Source organism: Paranoxybacillus vitaminiphilus, from assembly GCF_003259935.1.
GTDB lineage: Bacteria > Bacillota > Bacilli > Bacillales > Anoxybacillaceae > Paranoxybacillus > Paranoxybacillus vitaminiphilus.
Genome location: NZ_QLMH01000001.1, coordinates 210,366 through 225,964, shown reverse-complemented (window position 1 = coordinate 225,964; position 15,599 = coordinate 210,366). Strand labels below are relative to the sequence as shown.

The following is a 15,599-nucleotide window of genomic DNA, read 5'->3' as shown; positions in this document are numbered from 1 at the left end:
AAAGTGTCAGACCCCACAATACCATATATGAGCATATTATAAAATACACGTAGGATCAAACACTTACAGGTCAGCCTTCTTCACTTATTAAGCCATATAATGTTCTTTGACAACTTTCGCGCAGCGCGGGCATAATGTTGGATGCTCTTTGTCTTCCCCTACCGTCGGTGTGACAACCCAGCATCTTTCACAAGTTTCGCCTTCCGCTTGTTTAACGACAATCGCCACTTTTTCAAATTTCTGTGCTTCTTGAGGCGCTTCTTCATATGTGCCGGCAATTTCAAAACCGGAAACGATAAAGATTTGTTTTAAGTTTTCGTTAATGGAATCAAGCAGTTGCTTTGTTTCAGCATTTGGATAAAGAACAAGACTTGCTGTTAACGATTTGCCGATCACCTTTTCATTGCGTGCCACTTCTAATGCCTTTAAGACATCATCACGCAACGCCATAAACGCATCCCATTTCACTACCAGTTCGTCCGCTCCGTCAATGTGCAGCGGCTCAGGCATATCGACAAGCTGTACACTTTCCTCTTTTACATTTGGAATGTATCCCCATACTTCATCAGCGGTATGCGGTAAGATTGGCGCAATTAGTTTCGTTAACGCCAATAATGTCTCATATAAAACGGTTTGAATCGAACGGCGCTCTTTATTGTTTGGCGCTTCAATATAAAGAACATCCTTGGCAAAATCAAGATAGAACGCGCTTAAATCAATTGTGCAGAAGTTGTTCACATCGTGATAAATGGCCGCAAATTCATATGTTTCATAAGAATGTTTCACTTTTTCAATGAGACGGCTTAGTTTGACGAGCATGTAGCGGTCGACTTCGCGCAGCTCTTGTAACGGAACGGCATCTGTCTCTGGATTAAAATCAAACAAGTTACCTAATAAGAAACGGAACGTATTGCGAATTTTCCGATACACTTCAGCAACTTGTTTTAGAATGCTGTCGGAAATTCTTACATCTGCTTGATAGTCAACAGAAGCGACCCACAGACGTAAAATATCCGCACCTAATTGCTCCATTACTTTCGCTGGAACAACAACGTTGCCGAGCGACTTACTCATTTTGCGGCCTTCACCGTCAAGCACGAAACCATGGCTCAATACTGCTTTATATGGCGCTTTTCCTGTTACCGCGACAGCTGTTGATAAAGAAGAGTTAAACCAGCCGCGATATTGGTCAGAGCCTTCAAGATAAAGGTCAGCTGGACGCTGTAAATCATCGCGCTCTTCAAGAACGGCCTGATGGGATGAACCGGAATCAAACCAAACGTCCATAATATCTGTTTCTTTTGTAAACTTGCCGTTTGGACTTGATGGATGCGTAAATCCTTCCGGCAACAAGTCTTTTGCGTCACGTTCAAACCATACATTTGAACCGTACTGTCTAAATAAGTTTGAAACATGTTCAATCGTTTCGTCTGTAATGATCGGATCGCCATTTTCTGCATAGAATACCGGAATTGGCACACCCCATGCGCGCTGACGGGAAATACACCAGTCGCCGCGGTCGCGAATCATATTGTAAAGACGCGTTTCTCCCCAAGCCGGGATCCACTTTGTCTCTTGGACCGCTTTTAACAGTTCGCCGCGAATCTTATCAATCGAAGCAAACCATTGCGCCGTTGCCCGGAAAATCGTTGGCTGTTTTGTACGCCAGTCATGCGGATAAGAGTGTGTAATAAAGCCGAGTTTTAATAAAGCGCCAACTTCTTTTAGCTTTTCAGTGATTGGCTTATTTGCATCATCATAGAACAAGCCTTCAAAACCTGGAGCATCAGCCGTCATATATCCGCGCTCATCAACTGGGCATAATACATCTAAACCATATTTTTGTCCGACGATGAAGTCATCTTCACCATGACCTGGAGCTGTATGAACGCAGCCTGTACCCGCATCCGTCGTCACATGCTCTCCGCACATAACAAGGGAATCGCGATCATAAAACGGATGTTTGGCAACAACGTATTCCAAATCGCTTCCTTTTAACGTTTTGATGACAGTTACATCTTCCCAGCCAATTTCTTTTTTTACCGACTCAATCAACGCAGATGCAATAATATATTTTTCTCCATTTACTTGCACAACACTATACTCAAGCTCAGGATGCACAGTAATTCCTAAGTTCGCCGGGATCGTCCAAGGAGTTGTTGTCCAAATAACAATTTTTTCGTCTCCCTCAAGAACGCCTTTTCCATCTTTAATGGCAAAAGCAACGTAAATCGACGGTGAGCGTTTATCTTTATACTCAATTTCTGCCTCTGCTAATGCAGATTCGCTTGACGGAGACCAGTATACAGGCTTAAGTCCTTTATAGATCAAGCCTTTTTTCGCCATTTCACCGAACACTTTAATTTGCTGCGCCTCATATTCCGGCTTTAACGTAATATAAGGATTTTCCCAATCGCCGCGCACACCGAGACGCTTAAATTGTTTTCGTTGGCTATCAATTTGCTCGTAAGCATATTCTTCACAAAGCTTGCGGAATTGTGCAACACTCATTTCTTTACGATTGACGCCTTTATTTTTCGTAAGTGCTGTTTCGATTGGCAGCCCGTGTGTATCCCACCCCGGCACATATGGAGCACAATAGCCGCTCATTGATTTATAGCGTACGATAATGTCTTTTAAAATCTTGTTTAACGCATGTCCCATATGAATATCGCCATTGGCATACGGCGGTCCATCGTGCAAAACAAATAGCGGTCGGCCTTTTGTCCGTTCTTGCACTTTTCGATAAATATCCATTTCTTCCCATTTAGCTTGAATTTGCGGCTCTCGTTGCGGAAGATTGCCGCGCATCGGGAACTCCGTTTTCGGCATTAACAACGTGTTTTTATAGTCCATCCCTAATCATCCCTCCAATATTTGTTTACTAAATTATTTATAAAAAATGAAGACCTTTCCATCCCAAAAGGGACGAGAAAGGTCTCGCGGTACCACCCTTATTGACTATGTATGCAAACGTGCATGAATAGCCCACTCTTCATTCGTAACGGGAATGACGCGCCATTGCTTACTGTCATTTCAGCATGGAACTCCAGGGTGATTTTCATTCTTCCGCTTATGCCAAGCTCCCACCATCCTTGGCTCGCTGAAATAAGCTTTTGAAAGAACTACTGTCCCTTTCATCGTCTAGATTATCCTTTTTGTATTGGTTATTATATGTGAAAAAAGGAATTTTCGTCAAGATTGGCTCGCTTCTTCAAGCTCTTCTTCATTAATTTCCTTCACTTCATATTCCAATAAATGGTCCCAATCATCGTTATTTAACATTTCGAGCTGAGCTTCAATAAGCATGCGGAAGCGGGTGCGGAACACCTTAGACTGTCGTTTTAATTCCTCAATTTCGAGCGCGATTTTCCGCGATTTTGCCAGCGCCTCGCTAATGATGCGGTCGGCGTTTTTTTCCGCTTCCTTAATAATAAGTTTTGCTTCCTTTTGTGCATTTCGTTTTACTTCTTCTGCTGTCTCTTGGGCAATTAAAATCGATTTATTTAAAGTCTCCTCGATGTTTATAAAATAGTTTAGTTTCTCCGTTAACTCTGCTACTTTTTCCTCAAGCTGTTTTTTTTCACGAATAATCATTTCATAATCTTTAATCACTTGATCGAGGAACTCATTCACTTCGTCTTCATCATAGCCGCGAAAGCCTTTGCTAAACTCTTTATTATGAATATCTAATGGCGTTAAAGGCACAAGTGCCACCTCCATTGAAATGATCTGCTTCAGTTTATTATGATACCATTCGACATCTTTCACCCAATTCCTGCTATTTTCCCGTTATTTTTGTTTTCCGATTCGCACCCGCCATTTCTCTTTTTTCGTCTTGCCGTCAATCGAAACAATTTTGCAGCGTCCAAAGCCCCGAGCCGATAACGTATCTCCTTCTTTGCATTCGAAATGAGGCTGTTCAGTAATTTTCCAATTCACTTTGACTAATCCGTTTTCAATGAATAGCTGCACTTTTTGGCGGGAAACGTGAAAAGCTTGCGCCAACACCGCGTCCAATCGCAAAGAAGAAACGGTTATCGTTTCTTCCAGCCATTGTTCTTCGAGCTGTACTATATTGTCAAACGACAGCTGCTCAAGTGAAACTTTCGTTTTCCCAACCGCATCGAAATTTAGCTGAATGTAAGAAGCAATATCTTTGGCAACGATAAATTGTATCTTTTCTTCTTTTATAAGAATATCGCCAAATTTTGCTCTTTTAAGCCCGAGAGACATCAGGGACCCAAGTACTTGCCGATGCTCAAACGACACGAATTTATGAGGATATTTAATTTCAAAAAGAACAAGCTCAAACTCTTCCTGCTTCGGCTCAAAATATTCGGGATACAATAACGCCCGTTTCCGCTCCACAAAAGAAGCGCCACCATAAAAAGAAAGCTTAACTTCAGGATCATTTCCTACAACTAACCGTACAATTTCTTGTTCACGCGGATCCAAAAAATCTGTCAGTTTCGGCGCATACCATGTTTTCACAGATTCACGCCACTCGAGCACTTGATCAAGAAAGTGATGCTCTTCTTTGCGAAAATGCTGATAAAGGTTCATATCATCCAACACCCAATAATTTAATCTTTATCGGCTCATAAAGAAAGGAACCCTATTGTCGGATTCCCCGCTATCCTAACTTCAACATATCAAAAAGTGCATATAAACCTCTTGTGGCAAAGTTAAGAACTAAAATCGCTACAATCGGCGATATATCCAGCATCCCGATCGGTGGAATAATACGGCGGAATGGTTCTAAATACGGCTCGCAAATATTGGCTAATATTTGTCCAAACTTCGTGTCCCGTGCGTTTGGAAACCATGACATGAGAATGTACACAATTAATGCATAGGAGTATATTTCAATAAGCAACACTAAAAACGAAAGCAAACTGTCCATGTAAAATTACCACCTCTTGATTGATGATTCATCGTCAGAAACGACAGAAATAGAGCCTGTCACATCGACATTGTCAGGTGTGCATAAAAAGATCTTCGTACCTACTTGCTGGATATCGCCGCCAATAGCGTATACCGTCCCGCTTAGAAAATCAACAATGCGCTTTGCCTGATCATGAGGAATGCGCTGAAGATTGACAACAACAGCTCGTCTACTTTTTAAATGATCAGCGATTTCTTGAGCCTCGGCATAGGCTCTAGGTTCATATAATACAACTTTCGATGATTTTTGCACGCTTTGCAAACTAACTACATTTTGCTTGCCATGACCTTTTTGTAAAGGCTTGGAGACTTCTTCCTCCTCTTCTTCCTCAAAATACTCTTCCTCATAATCATCATATTCTTCCTCGTCTAAAAAATAGTTTTTAAATTTTTTAATAATCCCCATATTCGTTCACCTCCAATTATTCTTTTCCCACTAATGACGTACCTAAACGGATAAATGTCGCACCTTCTTCAATGGCAATGATGTAGTCATTTGACATTCCCATGGAAAGCTCTGTACATGGAGCATACGGAATATGTAACGTCTGTATTTCTTCCTGCAATTTTTTTAATTCGCGAAAACAGCGGCGAATGTCTTGCTCATTATCTGTAAATGGCGCCATTGTCATCAGCCCAACTACGATAATGTTTGGAAATTCTTTAAGTTTTTCAATAAAGGGAATCACCTCTTGCGGCGTCAAGCCGTGCTTCGACTCTTCCCCTGATACATTTACTTGCACGAAGCATTTCAATGGCTTTGTCGCCCGCTTTTGAATCTCTTTAGCAAGCGATAATCGGTCAAGGGAGTGAAGATAGTCGATTTTATCAATCACATTTTTCACTTTGCGTGACTGGAGCGTGCCTATAAAATGCCACGTTGGTTCGCTTCCTAATGCTTCGTATTTTTGCAAAAATCCTTCATCGCGATTTTCGCCAAAATGGGTTATGCCGGCCATATACGCTTCTTTAGCACGCTCAACACTCACATATTTCGTTACAGCAATAATGCGAATGTCCGCTGGATTGCGCCCAACGCGTTCGCATGCTTCAACGATATTTTTTTTAATTGCTGCTAAATTGGCGCTAACAGACATTCACTCTTCCTCCTTCCTGCCGATAAAACTCATCATCCGGCCTGTTTTCCCTTTATCGCGTCGATGAGAGAAAAATAACTCGCCAGCGCAGCTTGTGCAATATTCGCTGACAAGGATGTTTTGTTTCGGAATGCCAGCTTTTAATAGCAGTTGCCGATTTAACTCTTTTAAATCGAGTGCATATTGCCCCTTGCTCGTTTCTTGATAAAGATGATATGCCGAATCTTCTGCTGCTTTTTTCACTAAATCGATAACGCGATCGTCAACAATATAGCAGCACTTGCCAATGGATGGACCAATCGCTGCATAAATGTCAGCATGGCGAACCTTTTCCTTCTCTATCCAAAGGCGAACCATTTCACCAGCGATATTTTTGACGCTCCCTTTCCACCCCGCATGCGCAAGGCCAACAAGTTGATGCTTTGGCGCAAAAAAATAGAGGGGAACGCAATCAGCAAAGCAAAGTGCCAATAAAATGTTGGCTTCCTTCGTATACAGCCCATCAACACCAGCTATGGCTGTATCGTAATGAAGAACTCCTTTGCCGCAATCATTCTTCGTTACTTTCTCAATTCGATTATCATGTATTTGCTCGCTACACACCCATTTTTCCAGCGAAAACTGTAATACTTCAGACAGCTTTTGGCGATTTCGCCGAACATCGTCGGCATCATCATGAACATGCAGCCCAAGATTTAAACCTGTAAACTCTCTTTTACTATAACCGCCTTTCTTTGTCGTAAAGCCGACGACCAGCTGCGGCATCATAGAGTGCCAATCGTCAAGAAAAAGAACTTCGTCATGATTTTTTTGTTGAAAAATCTCAGGCATGTTCTACATCCTTTTAACCGTATTTTGTAGATTTTTATCACTTTTTTTCCTATTTTATCATAGTTTTCTTAAATGTGATAATGATTATTGAACTATTTCTAAGTTGGAAGATTGTTTACTAAAAATTTTTTAATATATTTCTTCATTGAGACGGACTAAAATGACATCTGTACCAACCTTCACAATGTTGTTCCAAGGAATAATCGTTTCTTCTTCCCTGCCGAATAGTCCAAGAATTTTCCCTGTCCGCAAAATAATAATTGCTTCAATATGTCCCGTTTGTAAATTAATATCAATATCGCCGATGTTTCCTAATTTCTTGCCGTTCGCCACATTTACTACATCTTTTGATTGGAATTCTGAAATTTTTACCATCCGAACCCCTCGCTTTCATCCTCTCTTATTTTTACTATATGATTGTCTTTCCGCCATTCATGATTATATTTGTACAAAAACAACAAGAGGCTGACCCATAAACGTCCGGCCTCACGCACAGCCCGCAATATAGATGTCCTATATATGGGGCTGTAAGGTCTGGCACTTGGCTTCCGGGTCAACCTCATCATATTTGAATATTTTTGTTCATTTGTCTGATTGCTGCTTTTTCTAAACGTGACACTTGCGCCTGGGAAATCCCGATTTCCTCAGCTACTTCCATTTGCGTCTTTCCTTGGAAAAAACGCTTTCTTATGATCATCTTTTCTCTTTCATTCAAACGCCGCAGCCCTTCCTTTAAGGCGATTTCTTCAATCCATTGCGTATCGCGGTTGCGTTCATCACTCAGCTGGTCCATAACATAAATGGGATCGCCGCCATCATTATAAATTGGTTCGAAAAGGGAAACCGGATCTTGAATGGCATCTAATGCAAAAACGACTTCTTCGTGTGATATCCCAAGCTCTTTGGCAATGTCTTCCGCTTTCGGCTCTTTTGCTGTCTCAGTTATTAGCTTTTCTCGTACTTGAAGCGCTTTGTATGCAATATCCCTCAATGATCGTGAAACGCGAATCGGATTGTTATCACGTAAATAACGGCGAATTTCACCAATAATCATCGGTACTGCATACGTTGAAAATTTTACATTTTGACTTAAATCAAAATTATCAATCGATTTCATTAAGCCGATACAGCCGACTTGAAACAAATCGTCCACAAACTCTCCGCGGTTGTTAAACCGTTGAATAACGCTTAAGACGAGACGTAAATTTCCATTTACTAGCTTCTCCCTTGCTTCTAAATCCCCTGCTTGCATTCGTTTAAACAGTTCTCGCATTTCTTCGTTTTTCAACACTGGAAGTTTCGATGTATCAACGCCGCAAATTTCAACTTTGTTTCTTGTCAAGTCTTTCCCTCCCATCAGGAGATGCTGTCAACCTTCAGTATCTCCTTAGGTGGGAAAAATATGCACAAGCCAAAAATAGAAAAAGGGCTGACCGAACAGAAACTGTCAAATCCCACATCAGACACTCATCGGTCAAGCTCCCAGCCTGTTTACATCATCTTATTAAATTCTTTTCTCAGTCTTTTAATAATCCGTTTTTCAAGCCGGGATATGTAGGATTGTGAAATCCCTAACAGATCCGCGACATCTTTTTGTGTTTTTTCCTCTCCACCTGAAAGACCGAAACGAAGTTCCATAATTTGCTTTTCACGATCGCTTAACTGATGAAGAGCCTTCATCAACAAATTGCGATCAACATTTGCTTCAAGGTCTTTTGTAATAATATCTTCTTCCGTCCCTAATACATCGGATAAAAGCAATTCATTTCCATCCCAATCAATATTCAGCGGTTCATCAAATGATACTTCAGCTCTTACTTTGTTGTTGCGCCGCAAATACATTAATATTTCGTTTTCAATGCACCGTGATGCATATGTAGCAAGCTTAATTTTTTTTTCGGGATTAAATGTATTAACTGCTTTAATTAAGCCGATTGTTCCAATACTAATTAAGTCTTCAATATTAATTCCCGTATTTTCAAATTTCCGGGCAATATATACGACTAAGCGCAAATTTCGTTCAATTAACATCGAACGCGCTGTCTCGTCACCGGACGGAAGTTTTTGCAGCAACAACTCTTCTTCCTCTTTTGTCAACGGCGGCGGCAATGCTTCACTTCCGCCGATATAATAGATTTCATCCGTCTTGAATCCCAATTTCATTAACAGTTTATACCATAAATAAACAATGCGCAGTTTTAACGTTTTCATGGAAATCCCCCTTCTAAGTTTGAAAATAAATGAGTATGATATAGTATCACGAAGCTGTTAAAATTTTTGCTGTTTGTACCATTTTCGGATGAACGATGCATTGATATTCTCCGTCTGTTGATAAATTGAACTCATTCAATCCAATCAAACCTCTCGTTACTTCAAGAGATCGGTTTTCATAGCGAATCGTAATTTTATCAGGTTTAAAGGCCAATAAAAATTGCTGCTCTTTGCCAACGGCACGGTAAGGAATAATGCGCAGACGATGATGCCATTTCTCCAGATCTTTTTGATCTGTAAAATGAAACACATGAGCCAACGTAAAGTTTTCAACAATGGACTGCGGAAGCATTTGTTTCACTTCATTCAAGTCAACAATCATCACCGGTGTTTTCGTAATTGGGTCGTATAATTGGTTTCCGCTGTCAATTAATCCTTTCAAAGCGATGTTCACCTCGTCCAAAGTAATGAATACATCCACGATGCTTTCAAAACGAAGCTTTTTTTCACGAATCCCATCAATGCGCTTGCGTGAAAAAAACCATAATGTCGGAAATCCCAGCAAAACAAATAACCAGCTGACAGGATCCCCTGTTCCTGTAGAAGAAGTGATTATTGCTCCTGCTGCTGCGCTAATGTCATTCTGCAGCAAGTTGTGAAGCGCAATCATCCCCCCTCCAATCATAAAAGTAGCAAAATAAAACGTGAGCAAGTTTTCTATAAAATAGCGAAATCTTTTAAATCCAAAAGAAGCAATGACGATAAAAAATGAAAACAATAGTTTTACAAGCGGATGAGATGCATACAATGAAAAAGGAGTAAACATAAACAGCACAAGTAAAGAGCCGATGAATGCACCTAAAGCAATGCGCCATAAAACAATTTGTCTTTTCAGCATAATCGCGGTGAGCCAAAGCAGCAAGCTATCAAAACATACATTAAGCAACCAGATAATATCTAAATAGATAGACAACTTCTTGCCTCCTTTAAAAATGGACGCCGAGAAATGAGTTCTGAAAATAGTATATAGTACATCTTATTGGAAAGTCTGTCAGTTCATGCTGATAAAAAGAGGAATTTTTCAGGAGATTTTGTCAATAATTTGCGGGGACAATAGGCAGAAAAATAAAAAGCATGAATCATCATGATTCATGCTTTTTGTACAGAGGTTTGTTCGCTAATTTCAATGTTAAGCGCTCGCCTACGCTTTTCTTTTTGTCTAGCTCGGCTCGCAACGCCTTCTGGAAAATAACCTTCCTCCGTCGAAGCAACAAGCGCTTCTCGTCGGAAGAACATTTTCCTTCGGCGTTAAACGCTCGCCTACGCTTTTCTTATTAACGGCGGCGGTTGCGGTTGCGCAAGAAAGCTGGGATATCTAGCGGATCTTCTACTTGTTGCGGTCGCAGCGATGAATAATCTTGGATTGGTTCTTCACGTTTTTCCCGCTTAATCCCTGCTGTTGTTTTCGGATTTGCTACACCAAAGCCTGTCCGCAGCGGCTTTGATGGAGCTGCTTCACTTTCTTCTCTGAATCCAGTTGCAATAACCGTAACAACAATTTCATCTTTTAAATTTTCATTGATAACAGATCCGAAAATCATATTCACTTCTGGGTCAGAAGCAGAAGCAACAATATCAGCAGCTTCCTGCACTTCATATAGGCTCAAGTTTGTACCGCCGGTAATGTTCATGAGCACACCTTGCGCACCATCAATCGATGTTTCTAATAATGGGCTTGAAATAGCTTTTTTAGCGGCCTCGGCTGCACGGTTTTCTCCGCTGGCAATACCGATTCCCATTAACGCTGAACCTTTATTCGACATAATCGTCTTGACATCAGCAAAGTCAAGGTTAATTAAACCAGGCACAGCAATTAAATCAGAAATACCTTGCACTCCTTGGCGAAGGACATTATCTGCTTCGCGGAATGCTTCAAGCATCGGTGTGTTTTTATCAACAATTTCCAACAAGCGGTCATTTGGAATGACAATTAACGTATCAACCGCTTCTTTCATGGCGGCAATTCCACCTGCTGCTTGTGTCGCCCGTTTGCGGCCTTCAAATGTAAACGGCCGCGTAACGACTCCTACCGTTAATGCCCCTAAATCGCGGGCGATTTGGGCAATAACTGGAGCGGCACCTGTTCCTGTTCCGCCTCCCATTCCAGCCGTTACAAAGACCATATCTGCACCTTTTAATGCTTCCTCAATTTGCTCTTTGCTTTCTTCAGCTGCTTTTTTGCCTACTTCCGGATTGGCTCCTGCCCCCAACCCGCGCGTTAATTTCGCACCGATTTGCAGTTTAGTAGGAGCTTTTGATAGATTGAGTGCCTGCGCATCTGTATTTACCGCGATAAATTCAACGCCTTGCACACCGTGTTCAATCATTCGGTTAACAGCATTATTGCCACCGCCGCCAACACCAATCACTTTAATCGTTGCTAACTGATCAACAGTAGTGTCAAACTCCAACATGACAAAATCCTCCCAATAATTCAATCTCTATTCAAAGAAATAACCGAAGAATTTTTTTACTTTTTGTCCAAAGTTTTCTTCTTTCACTTTTTGCTTTGTTTTCACTTGAAGTTGTTTTTGCACCCGCTTTTCCGCTGCTTCTGCTACAGAAGCAGAAGCAGGAATTGTACGCCCCTGTAGCTTTGCGTTTTTATACGCAAACTTAATTAAGCCGACTCCTGTCGTATATTGTGGATCGCGTACCCCAATGTAGTCCGGAAGAGCGATGCGCACACTGTTTGCTAACACAACTTGGGCTAACTCTAATATGCCGGGCATATTCGCGACTCCACCTGTCAGCACATAGCCTCCAGGCAAGTCCCGATAGCCAAGCTTGCGAATTTCATGTTGAACCATTTGAAAAATTTCTTCAAGTCTTGCCTCGATGATATCAGCAACTTCAAGCTGACTAAACTGTTGATGCTGATCACTACCAATAATTGGAACACTAAACACTTCCTCTTCTGAAGCATGGTCATAAAAAGCATGTCCATGCTTAATTTTTATTTTTTCTGCATCTTCTGTTGAAGTTCGCAAGCCGATTGATAAGTCTTTTGTGATATGTTCTCCACCAACCGGCAAAACTGTTGTCGCTTGAAGAAATCCTTGTTCAAACACCGCAATCGTTGTTGAACCGCCTCCAATGTCGACTAAAGCTACACCTAGGTTTTTTTCATCCTTTGACAACGCAAGGGAACCAGCCGCAAGCGGTTGAAGACAAATATCGGTAATTTCCAATCCAGCTCTTTCAACACAGCGTAACAAGTTATGTAATATCGTTTTAGAAGCAGTAATAATTGTGCCTTCCATCTCTAAACGAACACCGAGCATTCCGCGCGGATCATTAATCCCATCGAGACCATCGACAATAAACTGTTTCGGTATGACATCAATGATCTCCCGCTCTGGCGGGATTGAAATCACTTGAGCGGCTTCAATCACTCGCGCTACATCTTCGTTGCTAATTTCCCGATTCTCGCTAGAAACAGCAACTACTCCATGGCAGTTTTGCAACTGAATATGGTTGCCTGACACTCCGACAACGACGCGGCGAATATCAAGCCCGACCATTCTTTCAGCCTGTTCAATCGCTCTTTTTATCGATTGAACCGTTTCATCTATATCAACAATGGAACCTTTTTTTAATCCTTCCGATTTAACATTTCCAACTCCAATAATATTCAATGATTCGTTCATCATTTCGCCGATAATCACCTTAACACTGGATGTACCGATGTCAAGACTGACAAATATTTCGTTGCTGTTCATCTTTGGCACCTCCTTTAACCAAATAAGCAAACGCATCTACATCGATCGCAGAACAACAATCGTATGTATCGTATTTTACTGTTATATTCAACATGCGGACAGCATTCCCTTTAAAAAAATCAATTTTTTTCAAATCTCTGGCGTTTTTCCATCCATTTTGTAAGCAAAATACGGCGAATAACAGCAATATTTTGGAACAATCGAACTCCAAAAGCAAACACCGCTGCTAAGTACAAGTCTACACCAAGATGGACACCGAGAAAAGCTAAACTTGCTGCTAAAACAATATTAAAGAAAAAACCGGACACAAACACATGTTGATCGTAAACATTTTGTAAATGTGCCCGAATTCCGCCGATTAGCGTATCTAACGCAGCTAATACAGCAATGGACAAATAGTTGGAATATTCGTCAGGAATTCGTATATCTGTTAACAGCCCCAAAATTAAGCCTAAAATTAAGCCGATGAGTGGAAGCCACATGTTATTTTTCCTCCTTTTCGGCTTTTACAATTTTCATGTAGCGAATGGGAAGTGAATCATTATAAGGCGGTATCACTACGGTATTCACCGGATGTGATATTTCCAGCTGCAGCCCATCAAGCACAAAATCCTCAATCACAGTCGAGCCTTTCAATCGGTTATACAGCTTTTCCGCATCTTCTGCAATGACCTTTATTTGTAATGGGAAAGAATTGATTTTATAGTTGTCAACTTTCGTTACCCCATTTACATCGCGTATCACTGTCGTATTAATGATGCGTTGGTCAGCAATGGCAATTTCTTCAGCACCATACATATTTAGTTCATTCACTAGTCTTTTCAGCAAGTATGGCGAAACTGTCTGTATAACAGGACCTACATAGTTTTCCTCATAAAACGGCTCAACAGTGATGATGACCCCCTGACCGCGAACTTCTGTAAGCCCTGCTTCCTTTCTTAACTCTTCTACCGTTTCCCGCAATGCAGTTTCCTTGCTTTCAGCACGCTTTTGCTGATAGCTTTCAAGAGTTGTCTCATAAACGCGAATTTCTTCAAGAAGCTGTCGCTGCAATTCTTGCTCTTTTTTCAAATCCTCACGAAGCTCCCACATATCCCGCGTATCGCGGACAACAGGATGATTCGTTGTTTGAAACTGCACTGCCAGCATAAATCCGATAATCATTGTAATAAGAGTAAAGTGTATCCTTTTTTTATGTTCCAACCAACATCACCAAACTTTCATCAAGCCGTTACCGCTATTAACCATCATTTACGTTAATAATCGGTTCTAATATCAATTCATCTTTCCTAGCAATTTTCACAACAATATTATCATTAACAAGCCGCTCCTTTACCCCGCCTGCAATATTTAATGCTGGAATGAGAACATCCGGATCACCAATCGCTGAAATGACAAAAGGAGCTGGATGCTGGTTTCCGTCAATTTCAATAGTTGGACCGTTGCAAACAATGTACGAACGATGTGATAACCGCTGACCATTCACAGCAACCGCTGATGCTCCGGAGATGAACAATTCATTAATGACACTGAAAACGTGTTCTTCATGTACAATATAGTCAGTAGCATTGGCTTCAGAAGGAATATAAGAGGCATCCGATAGCGTGACTTCCACTCCTTGTCCTTGAACGGTAACTTTCCCAAGATGCATACGTAATTTTTCGGCATCTTCGACTAAGTTATAATAAATTTGCTCCTCGTCCGCCAACTCTTTTTCCATTTTTTGAACTTTTTGCTGTTTTTTCACAAGCTCTTCATGTAACTTCCGATTTTTTTCCTGCTGTTCAATAATCTTGTTGCGATACTCATACTCTTTCTCCCATTGGCGGTCGGTTAGGTTTCTTTCCTGCGTCTTTTCCTTCGCATATTGATAAGAAAAGGAAATCATAAAACCTAACACTAAACAGACAAGGGAAAGGATGACATGGCTACCTTGTATTTTCTTCATTGTCATCCCCTTCTTTCTTCTCGTTGTCGGTCGAATAAGCTTTAAAGTAATTGCTTACTTCCAGGTGAATGATTCCCTTCACATTACGATCTAACTGACTTACAATCGATGGGTATAAAGACATTTTTTCAGCAAAATTTCTCACGGTTGCACTTACTTCATATCCATCATTCATAAATACGGTAAGGTGATAATAGTCATGTTTCGTTGGCGTATGATGAATTTCGGAAATAGCATTCAACACATGTGAAGGGAGTTCCGTTAATTGCGCTACCATTTCTTGAATGTCTTCTCCCTCTTTCCAGTTGACTAATATCGGGGCATCGTCAGGCACAGCACCTTGTGCATCAGTTAAAACTACACCATTTTCTAAAACGGGGAAAAATTTATGTTTATCGGAAATATAAGCTACTCTTTTTCGTTCTTTGATCGACAATATAACCTTGTTAGGAAAACGTTTTTGTAGCTGAACACTTGCAATTTCAGGGTGTGAACTAATTTTTTTTTCAACGGTTTCATCCTTTACTTTCCAAAAGCTCGTCCGATTCGTAAGACCGCTTAATTTTATGATTTGTTTGTCAGAAACATACTTATTTCCTTTTACTTCAAGATGTTGAATATTGCTTAGTGGTGATTGAAAATAAATGATGCATAGAATAAGTATAAAAAAGAGCGTAACATATCCGACTAATCTCCGATTTACTTTTTGTCTGCGCTGTTGTTTTAATTGCGGCACCCGCTCTTCAAGAACGACGATTTTGTTTTTTTTCAAATTCCGTTCAC

At 40.8% G+C, this 15,599-nt stretch carries 17 protein-coding genes and 1 other annotated feature; all 17 genes read right to left on the bottom strand.

What is annotated here, in order from left to right:
- Positions 1-87: 87 nt before the first annotated feature.
- The 17 genes from ileS to B0I26_RS01115 all read right to left on the bottom strand — a co-directional run bounded on the left by ileS (position 88) and on the right by B0I26_RS01115 (position 15,588).
- Positions 88-2,856: an isoleucine--tRNA ligase gene (gene ileS / locus B0I26_RS01195; protein WP_111643646.1), complete on the bottom strand. Its 2,769-nt coding sequence runs from the start codon at positions 2,854-2,856 to the stop codon at positions 88-90.
- A gap of 65 nt (positions 2,857-2,921) precedes the next feature.
- Positions 2,922-3,150, bottom strand: a binding site (T-box leader).
- A 45-nt stretch (positions 3,151-3,195) separates the two neighbouring features.
- Positions 3,196-3,708 carry a DivIVA domain-containing protein gene (locus B0I26_RS01190; protein ID WP_111643891.1) on the bottom strand — a complete coding sequence of 171 codons (513 nt, stop codon included), beginning with the start codon at positions 3,706-3,708 and terminating at the stop codon, positions 3,196-3,198.
- Between the two features lie 84 nt (positions 3,709-3,792).
- Entirely contained in the window at positions 3,793-4,566 is a 774-nt protein-coding gene (locus tag B0I26_RS01185; RefSeq protein ID WP_111643645.1) for a YlmH family RNA-binding protein, read from the bottom strand.
- 70 nt (positions 4,567-4,636) lie between these two features.
- Positions 4,637-4,906: a YggT family protein gene (locus B0I26_RS01180; protein WP_111643644.1), complete on the bottom strand. Its 270-nt coding sequence runs from the start codon at positions 4,904-4,906 to the stop codon at positions 4,637-4,639.
- A 6-nt stretch (positions 4,907-4,912) separates the two neighbouring features.
- Entirely contained in the window at positions 4,913-5,353 is a 441-nt protein-coding gene (locus B0I26_RS01175) for a cell division protein SepF (RefSeq protein ID WP_111643643.1), read from the bottom strand.
- Between the two features lie 16 nt (positions 5,354-5,369).
- Positions 5,370-6,044 (bottom strand): YggS family pyridoxal phosphate-dependent enzyme, encoded by a 675-nt coding sequence (locus B0I26_RS01170; protein WP_111643642.1) that lies wholly within the window; start codon positions 6,042-6,044, stop codon positions 5,370-5,372.
- Complete coding sequence (gene pgeF, locus B0I26_RS01165) at positions 6,045-6,875, bottom strand: peptidoglycan editing factor PgeF (RefSeq protein WP_111643641.1); 831 nt, start codon at positions 6,873-6,875, stop codon at positions 6,045-6,047.
- Between the two features lie 129 nt (positions 6,876-7,004).
- Positions 7,005-7,250, bottom strand: a complete 246-nt coding sequence (locus B0I26_RS01160) for a YlmC/YmxH family sporulation protein (protein ID WP_111643640.1) — start codon at positions 7,248-7,250, stop codon at positions 7,005-7,007.
- A 187-nt stretch (positions 7,251-7,437) separates the two neighbouring features.
- Positions 7,438-8,217: an RNA polymerase sporulation sigma factor SigG gene (gene sigG / locus B0I26_RS01155; protein WP_111643639.1), complete on the bottom strand. Its 780-nt coding sequence runs from the start codon at positions 8,215-8,217 to the stop codon at positions 7,438-7,440.
- Positions 8,218-8,366: 149 nt separating this feature from the next.
- Positions 8,367-9,086: an RNA polymerase sporulation sigma factor SigE gene (gene sigE / locus B0I26_RS01150; protein ID WP_111643638.1), complete on the bottom strand. Its 720-nt coding sequence runs from the start codon at positions 9,084-9,086 to the stop codon at positions 8,367-8,369.
- A gap of 46 nt (positions 9,087-9,132) precedes the next feature.
- Positions 9,133-10,059 carry a sigma-E processing peptidase SpoIIGA gene (spoIIGA, locus tag B0I26_RS01145; protein ID WP_111643637.1) on the bottom strand — a complete coding sequence of 309 codons (927 nt, stop codon included), beginning with the start codon at positions 10,057-10,059 and terminating at the stop codon, positions 9,133-9,135.
- A gap of 361 nt (positions 10,060-10,420) precedes the next feature.
- Positions 10,421-11,560 (bottom strand): cell division protein FtsZ, encoded by a 1,140-nt coding sequence (gene ftsZ / locus B0I26_RS01140; RefSeq protein WP_111643636.1) that lies wholly within the window; start codon positions 11,558-11,560, stop codon positions 10,421-10,423.
- 27 nt (positions 11,561-11,587) lie between these two features.
- Entirely contained in the window at positions 11,588-12,868 is a 1,281-nt protein-coding gene (gene ftsA / locus B0I26_RS01135) for a cell division protein FtsA (protein WP_111643635.1), read from the bottom strand.
- A gap of 119 nt (positions 12,869-12,987) precedes the next feature.
- Positions 12,988-13,350: a small basic family protein gene (locus B0I26_RS01130; protein WP_111643634.1), complete on the bottom strand. Its 363-nt coding sequence runs from the start codon at positions 13,348-13,350 to the stop codon at positions 12,988-12,990.
- A 1-nt stretch (position 13,351) separates the two neighbouring features.
- Positions 13,352-14,071 carry a DUF881 domain-containing protein gene (locus B0I26_RS01125; RefSeq protein ID WP_245934688.1) on the bottom strand — a complete coding sequence of 240 codons (720 nt, stop codon included), beginning with the start codon at positions 14,069-14,071 and terminating at the stop codon, positions 13,352-13,354.
- A 37-nt stretch (positions 14,072-14,108) separates the two neighbouring features.
- Positions 14,109-14,816, bottom strand: a complete 708-nt coding sequence (locus B0I26_RS01120) for a DUF881 domain-containing protein (protein WP_111643633.1) — start codon at positions 14,814-14,816, stop codon at positions 14,109-14,111.
- Positions 14,797-15,588 carry a cell division protein FtsQ/DivIB gene (locus B0I26_RS01115; protein ID WP_111643632.1) on the bottom strand — a complete coding sequence of 264 codons (792 nt, stop codon included), beginning with the start codon at positions 15,586-15,588 and terminating at the stop codon, positions 14,797-14,799. Before B0I26_RS01115 ends, B0I26_RS01120 begins: the two co-directional genes overlap by 20 nt.
- Positions 15,589-15,599: the final 11 nt, after the last annotated feature.